The sequence below is a fragment of the Nocardia sp. NPDC052566 genome (assembly GCF_044547285.1).
Classification (GTDB): domain Bacteria; phylum Actinomycetota; class Actinomycetes; order Mycobacteriales; family Mycobacteriaceae; genus Nocardia.
In genome coordinates this window covers 380,683-396,047 of record NZ_JBIUAF010000008.1, presented here as the reverse complement: position 1 = coordinate 396,047, position 15,365 = coordinate 380,683, and the positions used below count along the sequence as shown (strand labels likewise).

At 68.6% G+C, this 15,365-nt stretch carries 13 protein-coding genes; 9 read left to right on the top strand and 4 right to left on the bottom strand.

Features of this window, described 5'->3' with window-relative positions:
* From pucL to puuE, 5 genes are all read left to right on the top strand, one after another.
* On the top strand, nucleotides 1-909 hold the full coding sequence (gene pucL / locus ACIG5A_RS40195; protein ID WP_397250125.1) for a factor-independent urate hydroxylase: 909 nt from the start codon (nucleotides 1-3) through the stop codon (nucleotides 907-909).
* A complete protein-coding gene (locus ACIG5A_RS40190; protein ID WP_397250123.1) occupies nucleotides 906-2,276 on the top strand; it encodes an 8-oxoguanine deaminase in 1,371 nt (456 codons plus the stop codon). Before pucL ends, ACIG5A_RS40190 begins: the two co-directional genes overlap by 4 nt.
* Before the next feature lie 103 nt (nucleotides 2,277-2,379).
* Nucleotides 2,380-3,612 carry a DUF6986 family protein gene (locus ACIG5A_RS40185; RefSeq protein WP_397250121.1) on the top strand — a complete coding sequence of 411 codons (1,233 nt, stop codon included), beginning with the start codon at nucleotides 2,380-2,382 and terminating at the stop codon, nucleotides 3,610-3,612.
* On the top strand, nucleotides 3,609-4,568 hold the full coding sequence (alc, locus tag ACIG5A_RS40180) for an allantoicase (protein WP_397250119.1): 960 nt from the start codon (nucleotides 3,609-3,611) through the stop codon (nucleotides 4,566-4,568). Before ACIG5A_RS40185 ends, alc begins: the two co-directional genes overlap by 4 nt.
* The gene (puuE, locus tag ACIG5A_RS40175) at nucleotides 4,565-5,470 is read left to right on the top strand and encodes an allantoinase PuuE (RefSeq protein WP_397250117.1); all 906 of its coding nucleotides are present in this window, start codon (nucleotides 4,565-4,567) and stop codon (nucleotides 5,468-5,470) included. Before alc ends, puuE begins: the two co-directional genes overlap by 4 nt.
* A gap of 7 nt (nucleotides 5,471-5,477) precedes the next feature.
* Here the strand turns inward: puuE and ACIG5A_RS40170 are convergent, their stop codons facing one another.
* On the bottom strand, nucleotides 5,478-6,608 hold the full coding sequence (locus ACIG5A_RS40170) for an alpha/beta hydrolase family protein (RefSeq protein ID WP_397250115.1): 1,131 nt from the start codon (nucleotides 6,606-6,608) through the stop codon (nucleotides 5,478-5,480).
* Nucleotides 6,609-7,093: 485 nt separating this feature from the next.
* On the opposite strand from ACIG5A_RS40170, the gene aceA reads away from it, so the two are divergent.
* The 3 genes from aceA (at nucleotide 7,094) to metE (ending at nucleotide 11,847) form a co-directional block, all read left to right on the top strand.
* A complete protein-coding gene (gene aceA, locus ACIG5A_RS40165) occupies nucleotides 7,094-8,383 on the top strand; it encodes an isocitrate lyase (RefSeq protein ID WP_397250113.1) in 1,290 nt (429 codons plus the stop codon).
* Between the two features lie 192 nt (nucleotides 8,384-8,575).
* Nucleotides 8,576-9,445 (top strand): 3-hydroxybutyryl-CoA dehydrogenase, encoded by an 870-nt coding sequence (locus ACIG5A_RS40160; protein WP_397250111.1) that lies wholly within the window; start codon nucleotides 8,576-8,578, stop codon nucleotides 9,443-9,445.
* Nucleotides 9,446-9,543: 98 nt separating this feature from the next.
* Nucleotides 9,544-11,847, top strand: coding sequence for a 5-methyltetrahydropteroyltriglutamate--homocysteine S-methyltransferase (metE, locus tag ACIG5A_RS40155; protein WP_397250109.1), 2,304 nt, complete (start codon nucleotides 9,544-9,546; stop codon nucleotides 11,845-11,847).
* Between the two features lie 138 nt (nucleotides 11,848-11,985).
* Here the strand turns inward: metE and ACIG5A_RS40150 are convergent, their stop codons facing one another.
* Nucleotides 11,986-12,315: a WD40 repeat domain-containing protein gene (locus ACIG5A_RS40150; protein WP_397250107.1), complete on the bottom strand. Its 330-nt coding sequence runs from the start codon at nucleotides 12,313-12,315 to the stop codon at nucleotides 11,986-11,988.
* Between the two features lie 5 nt (nucleotides 12,316-12,320).
* Nucleotides 12,321-13,826: a WD40 repeat domain-containing serine/threonine protein kinase gene (locus tag ACIG5A_RS40145; protein ID WP_397250105.1), complete on the bottom strand. Its 1,506-nt coding sequence runs from the start codon at nucleotides 13,824-13,826 to the stop codon at nucleotides 12,321-12,323.
* A 176-nt stretch (nucleotides 13,827-14,002) separates the two neighbouring features.
* Between ACIG5A_RS40145 and ACIG5A_RS40140 the strand changes: the two genes are divergently transcribed.
* On the top strand, nucleotides 14,003-14,734 hold the full coding sequence (locus ACIG5A_RS40140) for a ZIP family metal transporter (RefSeq protein WP_397250103.1): 732 nt from the start codon (nucleotides 14,003-14,005) through the stop codon (nucleotides 14,732-14,734).
* Nucleotides 14,735-14,742: 8 nt separating this feature from the next.
* Here the strand turns inward: ACIG5A_RS40140 and ACIG5A_RS40135 are convergent, their stop codons facing one another.
* Nucleotides 14,743-15,294 carry a TetR/AcrR family transcriptional regulator gene (locus tag ACIG5A_RS40135; RefSeq protein ID WP_397250101.1) on the bottom strand — a complete coding sequence of 184 codons (552 nt, stop codon included), beginning with the start codon at nucleotides 15,292-15,294 and terminating at the stop codon, nucleotides 14,743-14,745.
* Nucleotides 15,295-15,365: the final 71 nt, after the last annotated feature.

Here is a 15,365-nt window from a genome sequence, read left to right as displayed (position 1 = left end):
GTGCTGGAATTGTCCGGGCCGATCGAGCTGTCCGACCACCGATACGGCAAGGCCGAGAACCGGATCGTGCGGGTATACCGTGACGGTGCGCGCCACGAGATCCGCGACGTGAACGTCTCGACGGTACTGCGCGGCGATTTCGCCGACGCCTATGTTTCCGGTGATCAGTCGAAGGTGCTGCCGACCGACACCCAGAAGCAGACCGCCTACGCGTACGCGAAAAAGCCTGGGCCGCAACCCATCGAGGATTACGCGCTGGCGCTGGCCGGGCATTTCGTCGACGCGATCGAACCGGTCGCCAGCGCGCGGATCGAGGTGGACGAGTACGCGTGGGAGCGGGTCGAGGTCGGTGGGATCGAGCACGACCACACCTGGGTGCGGCAGGGGACTGAGGTACGCACCGCCGCGGTCACGGTGGCGGGCAAGGGATCCGCGCAGCGCGCCTGGGTGATCGGCGGCGTGAAGGACCTGACCATCCTGAAGTCGACCGGCTCCGAATTCGCCGATTTCCTCACCGACGAATTCACGGTGCTCGCGCCGACCAGGGACCGGATGCTGGCGACCTCGCTCGCCGTACAGTGGCGTTTCGCCGATACCGCAGGCATCGACTGGGACGCGGTGTACGCGGGCGTGCGAGCCAGGCTGGTCGGCACTTTCGCGACGCAGCATTCGAAAGCCTTGCAGCAGACGCTGTTCGAGATGGGCAAGGCGGTGCTGGCGGATTTCCCGGTGCTCGCCGAGATCCGGCTCGCCGCGCCGAACAAACACCACTTCGACTACGACCTCGGCCGATTCGGCATCGAGAACAACGGCGAGGTCTACCACGCCGCCGACCGGCCGTACGGGCTGATCCACGCCACGGTGCGCCGCGCGGACGCGCCCGAGGCGGGACAGGCATGGGAGCAGTGACCACGCAAGCAGTGACCCTGATCATCGATGGGTGTGCGGTGGCGACCGTCGACGCCGACGGCACCGAATACCGCAGCGGGCATGTGCTCCTGTACGGCAACAGGATCGGTGTGGTCGGCGCGGGTCCCGCACCCGATCTCGGCCCAGGGGTCCGGCGGATCGACGGCACCGGCTGCCTGCTCACACCCGGCCTGGTGAACACGCATCACCATCTCTACCAATGGATTACCCGCGGGCTGGCCCCCGACCACACCCTGTTCGAATGGCTGACCACGCTCTATCCGATCTGGGCAGGCATCGACGAGGACGCGGTGCGCGTCGCCGCCACCGGCGGGCTCGCCTCGCTCGCGCGCAGCGGCTGTACCACCACCACGGACCACCACTATGTGTTCCCGCGCGAGGGCGGCGACCTGCTCGGCGCCGAGATCGCGGCGGCCGCCGATATCGGGCTGCGCTTCCATCCCTGCCGCGGCTCGATGGATCTCGGTAAGAGCAAGGGCGGGCTGCCGCCGGACGACGTGGTCGAATCGCTGGACGCCATCCTCGCCGCCAGCGCCGACGCCATCGATCGCTGGCACGATCCGTCCTTCGACTCGATGCTGCGGATCGCGCTCGCACCGTGCTCGCCGTTCTCGGTGACACCCGAGCTGCTGCGCGAATCGGCGACGCTGGCACGCGAATCCGGCGTCCGGCTGCATACCCACCTGGCCGAGACGCTCGACGAAGAGGACTTCTGCCAGCAGAGCTTCGGGTGCAGCCCGGCGCAATACATGGAGCAGCTCGGCTGGCTCGGCCCCGACGTCTGGTACGCGCACGGCATCCACTTCGACGACGCGGCCATCGCCTCGATCGCCGCGTCGCGGACCGGAATCGCGCACTGCCCCACCTCGAACGCGCGGATCGGCGCCGGTATCGCCCGCACCGCCGACCTGCTCGCGGCCGGTGTCCCGGTCGGGCTCGGGGTGGACGGCGCGGCGAGCAACGAGTCGTCCTCGATGCTCGAGGAGCCGCGCAACGCACTGCTGCTCGCCCGCGCCCACGGCGGCCCGCGCGCACTGACCACGCGAAAAGCCTTGGCAATGGCGACCATCGGCGGCGCGCGCGTGCTCGGCCGGGACGCCGAACTCGGCTCCATCGAACCGGGCAAGCTGGCCGACCTCGCCCTCTGGCGCCTCGACACCCCCGCCCACGCGGGCATCGACGATCCGGTGGCCGCACTGATCCTCGGCGCGCGACCGCCGCTGGCCGCCCTCATCGTCAACGGCCGCGAGGTCGTCACCGACGACGCGATGCGAACGATCGACGAATCCGAGGTGGGGCGCCAGGTAGCTCGCGCGCAGGCCGCTCTGGTCGCCAAGGCGGGCTAGGCGCGACCCTGGATCGGGCTTGGAGAAACATCCAAACGGCACGATGCGGCACAATCCCGCCGGGGTGCGGTATCTCCCGCACCGCACAGGAAGGAGCACCACGGTGACCGCGACGCGGATTCCCGAAAACGTTCGTGCGCGCGTCGAGGCCATGCTCGACGCGGTCGACGCCGATCTGCGCGCGAACTATCCGGGCGGCGACGGCCGCGCCCAGCCGATCCACACCGCGTATGTGCCCGCCGACCGGGTGACGGCCGATACGCCCGCTGAGTGGGGTAGGGCGGCCACCGAGTTGCTCGACACCCAGCACGCGCTGCTCGCCGAGCTGGACGGGACGGATTCGCTGCGCGCCGTCTGGCAGCGACTCGGCCAGGATCCGATCCAGGATCTGCGCATCGACTTCGAGGACGGCTACGGCTTCCGCGCGGACGACGAGGAGGACGCCGCCGCCACCGCCGCGGGCACGGTGCTGGCCGGTTGGGCGAAGGCCGGTGGACCCGCGAGCTACGGCATCCGGATGAAGGGGCTTGCCGGTGCCGAGCGCCGCCGCGCGCTGCGCACGCTGGAACTCGTGCTGGAATCGCTGGGCGGTGTGCCCGAGGGCTTCGTCTTCACCGTCCCCAAGATCCGTGCCGCCCAACAGGTGTCGGCCATCGTCGCGCTGTGCGAGGGTCTGGAGCGCGGGCACGGGCTCGCGGACGGCACGCTGCGCTTCGAGCTGCAGATCGAGAGCCCGCAGGCGATCATCGCCGCCGACGGTACCGCGCCGATCGCGACGATGCTCCGCCTCGCCGCCGGGCGCTGCGCCGGATTGCATTTCGGCACATACGATTACACCGCCGCGTGCGGTGTCGCCGCGCCCGATCAAGCGCTCGACCACCCCGCCGCGGATTTCGCCAAGTCGGTCATGCAGGTCGCCGCCGCACAGACCGGCGTGTGGGTGTGCGACGGTTCCACCCAGATCGTGCCCGATACCGATCCGGAATTCGCGCTGCGCAACCATCATCGGCTGGTCTCCCGCTCGCTGCAGCGCGGCTACTACCAGGGCTGGGATATGCATCCCGGCCATCTGATCACCCGCTGGCTCGCCACCTACGACTTCTTCCGCAGGGCCATCGATGTCGCGGTGCCGCGCCTGCAGGCCTATCTGGCGCGCCGCTCGGGTGGCGTGATGGACGAGCCCGCCACCGCGGAAGCCTTGGCCGCCACCGTCTTACGCGGCCTCAACTGCGGCGCCCGCACCGCCGGCGAACTGACCGCGCTCGCACCGGAACTCACCCCGGCGGTGCTGCGCGCCCTCGTTGCCCGCGAACCGATCCCGCAGGAGGCACTATGAGTGAGGACTTCACGCTGCTGCCCGATCTGGCCGTCCGGCCGCTCGGCGGCTCGGTGATCTGGGCCAACGACGAATTCTTCGCGGAGAAGGAGAATTTGATCAATCCGGGCCCGGCCGACTATCAAACGTCGACCTTCGGCCACAAGGGGCAGATCTACGACGGCTGGGAAACCCGCAGGCATCGCGGCAAACCCGGCGACGATGCCGCGATCGTGCGACTCGGCGTGCCGGGTGTGATCCGCGGCGTCGTCGTGGACACCGCGTGGTTCAAGGGCAACTTCCCGCCCGCCGTCTCGGTGTCGGCGCTGGAGATCGACGGCTACCCGACCGCCGAATCCATTGCCGAGCACGATGATTGGGTGACGCTGGTCGACCGCGCCGAGGTGACCGGCGACAGCCGCAACCCGTTCCCGATCGAGCACGACGGCCGCTGGACGCACGTGAAACTCACCATGCACCCGGACGGCGGTGTGGCCAGGCTGCGGGTGCACGGTGAGGGCCGCCCCGATCGCCGCCTGCTCGGCCTCGGCCCGGTCGACCTGGCGGCGCTGGAGAACGGCGCGCTCGTTCTCGACTGCTCCAACCGCTTCTACAGCTCGCCGAATCAGCTGCTCTATCCGGGCCTGGCCCGGCGGATGGGTGACGGCTGGGAGACGGCCCGCCGTCGCGACGACGGAAACGATTGGGTGCGAATCCAACTCGCGGGCCTGGGCCGCATCCATCTGGCCGAGATCGACACCTCCTACTTCCTCGGCAACAGCCCCGGCGCCGCGCGCCTCACCGGCCGCACCGCCGACGGCGCCGAGGTGGAGCTGTTGCCGCGCACCGACCTGCTGCCCGATACCAGGCACCGATTCCCGATCACGGTGCCCGACGCGGTGCGCGAGGCGCGCCTCGACGTCTATCCCGACGGCGGCCTCGCCCGGCTTCGCCTCTACGGAGAGTTGACGAAATGACCGGCCCCGCACGCGATTTCCTCGGCTACGGCCCGACACCGCCCGATCCGCGCTGGCCGGGCGGCGCCCGCATCGCGGTGCAGTTCGTGCTGAACTACGAGGAGGGCGGCGAGAACAATGTGCTCGACGGCGACCCGCACTCGGAGACGTTCCTGTCGGAAATGACGCCCGCGGAGGCCTTTCCGAACCGGCACATGAGCATGGAATCGCTCTACGAATACGGTGCACGGGCCGGACTGTGGCGGGTGCTTCGCGTCTTCGAGCGCCGCGGCCTGCCGCTCACCATCTTCGCCGTCGCCCGGGCCATGCAGCGAAATCCGGAGGCGGTGGCCGCTTTTCGCGAACTCGGCCACGAGATCGCCAGCCACGGCCTGCGCTGGAAGTCGTATCAGCTCGCCGATCGGGAGACCGAGCGCGCGCACATGGCCGAGGCCGTGCGCATACTCACCGAACTGACCGGCGCCGCACCGCTGGGCTGGTACACCGGCCGCGATTCCCCGCACACCCGCGAATTGGTGGTCGAACACGGCGGTTTCGCCTACGACGCCGACTCCTACGCCGACGACCTGCCGTACTGGGTCAGCGTGCTCGGCCGCGACCACCTGGTGGTGCCCTACACCCTCGATACCAACGACATGCGCTTCGCCTCGCCCGCAGGCTTCCCGACCGGCGAGCAGTTCTTCGCCCACCTGCGCGACGCCTTCGACACGCTGTATCGCGAAGGCGCGGAAGGCAGTCCGAAGATGCTCTCGATCGGCCTGCACTGCCGCATCGTCGGGCGCCCTGCCCGCACAGCCGCGCTCGAGCGCTTCCTCGACCACATCCAGGCGCACGACAAGGTCTGGATCACCCGCCGCATCGATATCGCCGAGCACTGGCGGCGGGAGCACCCGCCGCGCTGAACGACGGCTACCCGAAGAGCCCGCGCACGAAGGGCAGCGAGTCCGGCAGCGACGCGTTCACCGCGCCGCTGTGGTCCTCGTTGTAGGTGTGCAGGGTGACCGGCTGGCCGTTCAGCTTCAGCACCGCCGCGAAACGCAGCGTCTCCGGGGTGATCACGTCGGTGTCGCGCAGGCCCTGGCCGAGGAAAACCGGCTTGTCGTACCCGGATTCGGGCAGGCCAAGGTAGCGGCTGAGCAGCCCGCGCAGATCGGGGATCTGCAGCAGCGGCTTGCTGAACAGATCGCCGACGATCACACCGCCCGCGCTGAGTTCGTCGCCGAGCGGCGTGAGGCATTCCTCGCGCGCCTTCGTCACCCAGGACCGGCCCGCGTCGGTGAGGTAGGAATCGATATCGAGCTCGGGGAATGTGGTGCGCAGCCCGTTGAGGATGTACAGCACGTAGGCGGTGCTGTGCGCGCCGAGTTTGATCGGCGGCATATGCGGTCCGAGCGGAAGCAGAATGTCCTCGATATACGCGGGCACCCCGGTGCCGACAGCGCCGCGGTAATCCAATTCCGGGCCGCCGAATTCGCTGGCGTAGCGCGCGGCGAATACCGCGGCGCCGCCACCCTGTGACTGCCCGACGACAACCCACTTCTTCGCAAGCGACGAATACTGCCTGGTCGCCGCCTTTACGGCGTCAACGACATTGTGCGCTTCGACGATTCCGTTCAGGTACGGGTGCTCGCCGGGTGTGCCGAGCCCCGCGTAATCGGCGGCGACGATCGCATAGCCCTGCTTCAGCCAGGTGCCTAGGTAGGCCCAGTCGCGTTCGACCGAGCCCGGCCCGCCGACGCTGTAGGCGCAACTGTCGCCGAGCCCGACGGTGCCGTGCGCCCACGCGATCACGGGCCAGCCGCCCGCGGGCGGCTGGCCCGGCGGGAAGTACACCGCGGCGCTCGCTGTGGTCGGTGCGTCGTTCGCGGTGGTGGACGAGTACAGGATGCGGGTGGCGTTCACCGCGCCCGGCAGCGTCGCGACCTGCGCCAACGGCGCGGTGGACACCACGGTGCCCGGATCGGCGCCCGCCGCGGGCAGGTTCAGCAGGCTCGCCCCGCAGGCGAGGGTGACGGCCGCGGCGGTCCACAGTTTCCGCATGGTGCTCCTGTCGGTATGCGTGGATCCGCCGCGCGCGAGCGATGACTTCCGGTCGTGCGTCCAAGACGCGGATCGGTGCCAAGTCTGCCGGATCGTGATCGGCGCCCGCCCTTGGGTGGTCCAGCACACACAGGAAGCGACCGCCCGGACTTGTGAAGGTGCTCACAAGCGGGAATGCGGTGTGGCGCCACCACAAGATCGACCACGAACGGCAAACAGTACGAGCGTTATCCTAAAACCGCACGTCAGGGCTACTAGCCGGTAGGTTTCACGGTTGCAATTCACCGGCTAATTTCGCAGAGTTAGCAAATGGTTGTCGAAACCTAGCCAAGATTTGCAGTAGCAACAGGTAGACCGGCATTTCCGGATGTGCCATCGTGTGGAAGTACACCCCATGGGCCTAGCAAGCCTGCAAATTGCCGCTCCAGCAGTTCGAGTCGAACTCGACCGTGGGCGCACCGACCAACTCAGAAGTGGAGTCAGAGATGTCGACCACCGGCACCCCGAAGACCGCTGCGGAAATCCAGCAGGATTGGGACACCAACCCGCGCTGGAAGGGCGTCACCCGTAACTACACCGCGGAGCAGGTGTCGAAGCTCCAGGGCACCGTCGTCGAAGAGGCGACCCTGGCTCGTCGCGGCTCGGAGATCCTCTGGGATCTCGTCAACAACGAGGACTACATCAACTCCCTCGGCGCCCTCACCGGCAACCAGGCCGTGCAGCAGGTTCGCGCCGGCCTGAAGGCCATCTACCTGTCCGGTTGGCAGGTCGCCGGTGACGCGAACCTGTCCGGCCACACCTACCCGGACCAGTCGCTGTACCCGGCCAACTCGGTGCCGTCGGTCGTGCGCCGCATCAACAACGCGCTGCTGCGCGCCGACGAGATCGCCAAGGTCGAGGGCGACACCTCGGTCAGCAACTGGCTGGCCCCGATCGTCGCCGACGCCGAGGCCGGCTTCGGTGGCGCGCTGAACGCCTACGAACTGCAGAAGGCCATGATCGCCGCCGGCGCCGCCGGTGTGCACTGGGAGGACCAGCTGGCCTCCGAGAAGAAGTGTGGCCACCTCGGCGGCAAGGTGCTGATCCCCACCCAGCAGCACATCCGCACCCTGACCTCCGCGCGCCTCGCGGCCGACGTCGCCGACGTCCCCTCGGTGATCATCGCCCGCACCGACGCCGAGGCCGCCACCCTCATCACCTCCGATGTGGACGAGCGCGACCGTGAGTTCCTGGACGGCACCCGCACCCCCGAGGGCTTCTTCGGCGTGAAGAACGGCATCGAGCCCTGCATCGCGCGTGCCAAGGCCTACGCCCCCTACTCCGACCTCATCTGGATGGAGACCGGCGTGCCGGACCTCGAGGTCGCGCGCAAGTTCGCCGAGGCCGTTCGTGGCGAGTTCCCGGACCAGCTGCTGGCCTACAACTGCTCGCCCTCCTTCAACTGGAAGGCGCACCTGGACGACGCGACCATCGCGAAGTTCCAGCGTGAGCTCGGCGCGATGGGCTTCAAGTTCCAGTTCATCACCCTGGCCGGCTTCCACTCGCTCAACTACGGCATGTTCGACCTGGCCTACGGCTACGCCCGCGAGGGCATGACCGCCTTCGTCGACCTGCAGGAGCGCGAGTTCAAGGCCGCCGCCGAGCGTGGCTTCACCGCCGTCAAGCACCAGCGTGAGGTCGGCGCGGGCTACTTCGACACCATCGCGACCACGGTCGACCCGAACACCTCGACGGCGGCGCTGAAGGGCTCCACCGAAGAGGGCCAGTTCCACTGAGTCGCACCGCCGGCAGTAATGCAGGCTGACCATCCTCTACGCCAGTAGGGGTGTACTGCCCTCCCCGCTGAACAGCCCCAGCGGGGAGGGCATCCCTATACCTTGGACCATCGAAGGACACGCTCACATCCCCGAGCTGCCCCTTCGGTACACAAGCCACCTTCAGCCAGACCAACCCAGCAGGAGCGGGACGTGAGCAGCGAGAAGATTCAGCGCGTCGGCATCATCGGCGCCGGACAGATGGGTGCCGGAATCGCGGAGGTGTGCGCCCGGGCGCACGTCGACGTGCTCGTCTACGAACAGACCCGGGAACTAGCGGCCGCCGGCCGCGCCCGCATCCTGCGCTCGCTGGACCGCGGGGTGTCCAGCGGCAAGATCACCGAGCGGGAGCGCGAGCAGGCCGCATGGCGGCTGCGCTTCACCTCCGACCTCGGCGACTTCGCCGACCGGCAGCTGGTCGTCGAGGCCGTGCTGGAGAACGAAGAGGTGAAGACCTCGATCTTCGCCGAGCTCGACAAGGTCGTCACCGACCCGAACGCGGTGCTGGCCTCCAACACCTCGTCCATCCCGATCATGAAGATCGCGGTGGCCACCGCCAACCCCGAGCGGGTCGTCGGCATGCACTTCTTCAACCCGGTGCCGGTGCTGCCGCTCGTCGAGCTGGTCACCACGCTGAAGACCACCGAGTCGGTGTCCAAGCGGGCCGAGGCCTTCGCGAGCGACATCCTCGGCAAGCAGGTCGTGCGCTCCGCCGACCGCTCCGGCTTCGTGGTGAACGCGCTGCTGGTGCCGTACCTGCTCTCGGCCATCCGGATGGTCGAATCCGGTTTCGCCACCAAGGAAGACGTCGACAAGGCCATGGTGCTCGGCTGTGCCCACCCGATGGGCCCGCTGGCGCTGACCGACCTGGTCGGCCTGGACACCGTCAAGTCGATCGCGGACTCGATGTACTCCGAATTCAAGGAGCCGCTGTACTCCGCCCCGCCGCTGCTGATGCGGATGGTCGAGGCCGGACTCCTCGGGAAGAAGACCGGAGCCGGTTTCTACCAGTACAACCGTTGAACGGCAGCGGGCCGGGCTTCGGCCCGGCCCGCGTCGTATCCGGCCTAAGCTGCTAGAAGACCGCCGTACGCGGCGGTGATCGAAAGGGAGTCCCCGTAATGGTCAACGTCAGCGACGGTTTCGGGTCGAGCATTCTCGGCTACCCGCGAATGGGGTCGCACCGGGAACTGAAGCGGGCCCTCGAATCCTATTGGCGTGGTTCGATCTCCCGCGCGGACCTCGTCGAGGTCGGTCGCGATATCCAGGAGCGCCAGTTCAACGAGCTGGCCGCGACCGGACTGACCCAGGTGCCAGGCAACACCTTCTCGTTCTACGACCACGTGCTCGACAACGCGCTGCTGTTCGGCGCGGTGCCGAAGCGGTTCGAGCCGTACCGGGACGTGATGGATCCGCTGGACTTCTACTTCCTGATGGCGCGGGGTCGTCCCGATCTGCCGCCGCTGGAGCTGGTCCGGCTCTTCAACACCAACTACCACTACCGCCAGCCCGAACTCGACGCCGACACCGAATTCTCGCTGCACCCCGAGGCGCTGCTCGACGAGTGGGATCGGGCCAAGGCGCAGGACATCGAGCTCAGGCCGGTCGTGCTCGGACCGGTGTCGCTGCTGCTGCTCTCGAAGGCGGGCCACGTGCCCGGCGAGGCCGAGTTCGACACGATGAGCCTGCTGGACAAGCTGCTGCCCGTCTACGAGGAGCTGTTCGAGATCCTGGCCAAGCGCGGCTCCACCTGCGTGCAGCTGGACGAGCCCGCGTTCACCAGCGAGCGCACCGACGCCGAGCTGGCCGCGTTCGAGAAGGCCTACCACCGCCTGTCGAAGGCGCCGCTGCGCCCGCGCATCCTGGTCACCGGCCAGTACGGTGATTTCGGTGAGGCGCTGCGCATTCTGGCGCAGACCAATGTCGAGGCCATCGGGCTCGACTTGGCCAGCTACCGGATCACCCCGGAGGAACTGGCCGCGGTGCCGGGCATCCGGCGCAAGCGGCTGTATGCCGGTGTGATCAACGGCCGCAACGTGTGGCGGGCCGACCGCTACGTGACGCTGGAGTACCTGAACGAGATCGCCAAGGTGTGCCCGGATCTGGTGGTGTCCACCGGAACCACGCTGCTGCATGTGCCATATGACGTGCTCGCCGAGTACGACATCGAGGGCAATGTCGCCGACCGGCTCGCCTTCGCGAAACAGAAGGTGGGCGAGGTGGTTTCGCTCGCCAAGGCGCTCACCGAGGGTCCGTCGGAGAAGTGGCGCAAGCGGCCGACCGAGGTGCACTTCAAGCAGAAGCACGCGGTGCGGCAGCGGGTGTACGCGATCACGCCGCAGATGCGCGAGCGCGAGCCGTACGAGGTGCGCCGGGAAGCGCAGCAGCGCAGGCTGAATCTGCCGCCGGTGCCCGCCACCACGCTCGGCTCGTTCCCGCAGACCACTCGAATTCGCCAGGCGCGCTACGACCTCGGGCAGGGACGGCTGTCCTACGAGGAGTACCGCAAGAAGATCGAGGCCGAGATCGAGGCCACGATCCGGCTGCAGGAGGACATCGGTCTCGACGTGCTCGTGCACGGCGAGCACGAGCGCAACGACATGATCCAGTACTTCGCCGAGCTGCTCGACGGCTTCGCGACCACCCACTTCGGCTGGGTGCAGGTGTACGGATCCCGTTGCGTGCGACCGCCGATCATCTACGGCGATGTGGCGCGGCCCGCGCCCATGTCGGTGGACTGGATCACCTACGCGCAGTCGCTGACCGACAAGCCGGTCAAGGGCATGGTCACCGGGCCGGTGACGATGATCGCGCGCTCGTTCGTGCGCCAGGATCAGCCGCTGCACGAGACCGCCGATCAGGTCGCGCTGGCGATCCGAGACGAGGTCGCCGATCTGGAGCGGGCCGGCATCGCCATCATCCAGGTGGACGAGCCCGCGATCCGGGAGATGCTGCCGCTGCGTCCGACCGGGCGGGCGGAGTACCTGCGCTGGGCGGTCGGTGCGTTCCGGCTGGCCACCTCCGGCGTCGAGCCGGCGACCCAGATCCACACGCACATCGGCTATTCCGGCCGCGCCGAGGTGGTCGGGGCGATCGAGGAGCTCGACGCCGATGTCACCGCGATCGTGGCGACCCGGTCCATCGAATGGGTGCTCAAGGCGCTCAAGGAGGACTGCGGTTCCGGGAACGGGCTCAGCCACGGCGTCGGCCCCGGTGTGTACGAGAGTCGTTCGGCGCGCATCCCGGATATCGATGAGCTCGACGCACTGCTCACCGCCGCGGCCGAAGCCGTGACGGCGGACCGGTTGTGGGCGAATCCGGACGGTGGGCTGAAGACCCGCCACTACTGGCAGCTGGAGCCGTCGCTGCGCAATATGGTCGCCGCGGCCCGCAGGCTGCGCAGGCGGGTGACCTCGGCCGAGTAGCGCCGCGCAACTCGAAAACTGAAGGCCGCCTTCGCATTCCGGTGAAGGCGGCCTTTTGTTGGGTGGCGCGGATGTACGACGAGGCACAGCGGCTCGGCGAATTCGGCGTTGAGCCGGTGCCCGCCGAGAACCCGTGGATCACGCGACACTCCACAGGCGCACGGCGTCGCTGCCGGTGGCGAGCAGCGCGCCGTCCGGACTGAACGCGACCGCGCGGACGGAGTCCTGATGGCCGGTCAGCGGCGGGCGCGCCGGTTCGTGGGTCGTCATATCCCACAGCAGGACGGTCTGGTCGTCGCCGCCGGTGGCGAGCAGGCTGCCGTCGAGGTAGAACGCCGCCGAACGCACCCAGTCGGTGTGCCCGGCAAAGGGTTTGCCCTCGCGCGTGCGGGTGCGCACATCCCACACCCAGACGCTGTGGTCCCAGTGGACGGAGGCCAGCAGCGTCCCGTTGGGGTTGAAATCCATCGCGCTCACGTAGCTGTGCAGCCCGGTGAGCTTGCCCGCCGATCTCCCCGTGGGGACGTGCCAGAGTCCGATGCTGAAACCGACACCGCCGCTGGCGAGTACCGCGTGGTCCCGGCTGAACGCGATGGCGTGCACCGGATCCGCGCCGCCCATCGGGGGCGCGCGACCTGCGTGCCCGTGCGCACGTTCCAGAGTCGTGTGGTGCGGTCGCTGCTCCCGGTGGCCAGCAGCGTTCCGTCGGGGCTGAACGCCACCGCCTGTACCCAATCAGTGTGGCCGGTAAAGGTTTTCAACGACCGGCCGCTGCGCAGGTCCCAGAGTTGCGCGGTGTGATCCCAGCTGCCGGTGGCCAGTTGGGCGCCGTCCGGGCTGAATGCCAGCGCGGCCACCGGGTCCTGATGGCCGCGCAGCGTCATGACCTGGCGGCGGCCCGGTACGTGCCACAGCTCGACGGTGTTGTCGGGGCCGACCGCGGCGAGTAGCTGTCCGTCCGGACTGAATTCGAGTGCCCAGCCGGATCCCTGCTCGGTCAGCGTCGTCACGGGGATGGTGGAGCGTCGCACCCAGCTCGCTCGATGACGCGGGATACGCAACGAGGGATCGCTGGTCGGCGGCGGTGTCCGCGACGGCGATGGCATCGGCGGAACGGGGTGGTGGACAAAGGTTTCCCTGGCGGCGTCGGCGAGCACACCGGCGGCCGCGGCGGCGAGGGCCGCGCAGGTCTGCGGCCGCTGCTCGGGTGACTTGGCCATTGCCGCGGCGATCACGTCGTCGAGCCGGGTCGGCAGTCCCGGCTCGGTATCGCTCGGGCGCGGCGGCGGCGCCGTCAGGTGCGCGCCGACGACGGCGGCCTGATCGGCGCGCGGGAAGGGTGTTCGGCCGGTGAGGAGTTGGTAGAGGGTGCAGCCGAGCGAGTAGATATCGGCGCGGTGGTCAGCCGGTTCACCGCGGAACCGCTCCGGTGCCGTGTAGGCGAGCGTCGCGGTGATACCGGACAGCGTGACGGTGTCGTCGAGCGTGCGCGCGATACCGAAATCGGTGAGCAGCGCGCGCTCGATGTCCTGCCCGCCGTGTTCGATCAGCAGGTTGGCCGGTTTGATATCGCGATGGAGCACGTCGTTGCGGTGCGCGTAGTCCAAAGCCCGTGCGGCATCGGTGATCAGGCGCACCGCCTGCGCGGCGGGCAGCCTGCCGCCCGCGCGGGCGAGCAGCGCCGTCGCATCGCCGCCGTCGACGAACTTCATCGATAGCCACAGCGCGTCGTCACCGGGATCGCTGCGGTCGTAGACGGGGACGACATTGGGATGATCGAGCCGCGAGGCCAGCTCGGCCTCGCGGTCGAAGCGGGCGCGCACACCGGGTTCGGCCGCGAGCGCGTCGTTGAGCACCTTCAGCGCGACCATCCGCCGTAATCGAGGATGCCGCGCCAGATACACCACGCCCATACCGCCCGCACCGAGCGGTCGCTCGATGGTGTACCCCGCGAACACCGATCCCGGCTGTAACCGCACCTGCGCCAACACCTTTCTCGATGCTGAATCGTCGAAAAACGATACGCCGGTAGTTCGGCGTGCGCGGGGCGAACAGCGGTCGGCGCGTGGCCGTCGGCCGACCGAGGGCGGCGACACGCCGAACCGAGGGCTCCGGTGCGGGTATGTACGCGCAGACCTGCGAAAATCCCACACCCATGGCCATATTGCTCGCGCTGGTCTCGATGTGTTCGACGCTGGTCGGCGGCTGGGTCGCGCTGCGGGTCGGCGATCACCGGCGGCTGGTGCTCGGGCTGGCCGCCGGCGTGATGCTCGGGGTGGTGTTCTTCGATCTGCTGCCGGAGGCGCTGGAGCAGTCACCGCCGCCGGTGTGCGGCGTGCCGGTGGCGCTGCTCGCCACGGTGGTCGGGTTCTTCACCATCCACATCCTCGAGCGCGAGGTCGCGATCCACCGCGGGCACGAGGGCGAATACGGCACGCACACACACGGATTGGAATCGGTCGGCCTGCTCGCGGCGGCCGGGCTGGTATTCCACAGCATGCTCGACGGTTTCGGCATCGGGATCGGCTTCCAGGCGGGCTCCTCGGTGGGCATCGCGGTGGCGATCGCGGTGATCAGCCACGACTTCGCCGACGGTTTCAACGCTTTCACCATTCCCACGCTGTACGGCAACGCGCGCAAGCGGGCGCTGATCGTACTCGGCCTGGACGCGCTCGCGCCGGTGCTCGGCGCGGTGCTCGGCACGGTGATCCGGGTGCCGCCGGATCTGGCCGGGCTCTACCTCGGCTATTTCGCCGGTTTCCTGCTGTACCTGGCGACCTCGGACATCCTGCCCGAGGCGCACGCGGGCAAGCCGTCGCGCGCGGTGCTGGTCTACACGCTTGCCGGCGCCGCGCTGATGTTCGGCGTTGCGGCACTGCATGATTGAAGTGCGGGTTACTCCGGTGCGACCAGGCCGGTGAGCGCGCGCAGGCCCGCGGTGAGATCCTCGGGGGCCGGTGCGCGCTCGGGGTCGACGATCCACTGGATGAGCAGCCCGCCGATCAGCGTCTGCAGCACGGCGCCGACCTGGTTGTCGGGATCGCCGAACATCGCCGAAAGCCCGTCGCGCGCCTGCTGTTGCGCGCCACCCATCTCGGCGCGCATCTCGGGGGAGTGCATCGCCTGCGCCAGGCTCTCGGCATTGGCCACCCACAGTGCGCGGTCGGTGCCGAACGACTCGATCAGCTTGCGCCAGAACGTCTCCAGTCGCGCGGCCGGGGGTCCGGCGTCGTCACTGGGCAGTGAGTCGAGTATCTGCTGCACCGCGGCCGCCGTCGATTCGAGCATCGCCTGGTTGAGCAGCTTGTCGCGGGTGCCGAAGTGGTAGTTGATGGCCGCCAGGTTGGTGCCGGAGGCGGCGACGATGTCACGCACGGTGGTGCGGGCGTAACCGCGCTCGGCCAGGCATTGCTTGGCCGCGGCGAGCAGATCTTCTCGGGTTCCCACGTAGCGCAGCGTAGCAGTCGGGCATACGTCTGTTTGTGACATAGGTTTCAAACATTCGTCTGTTACAAATG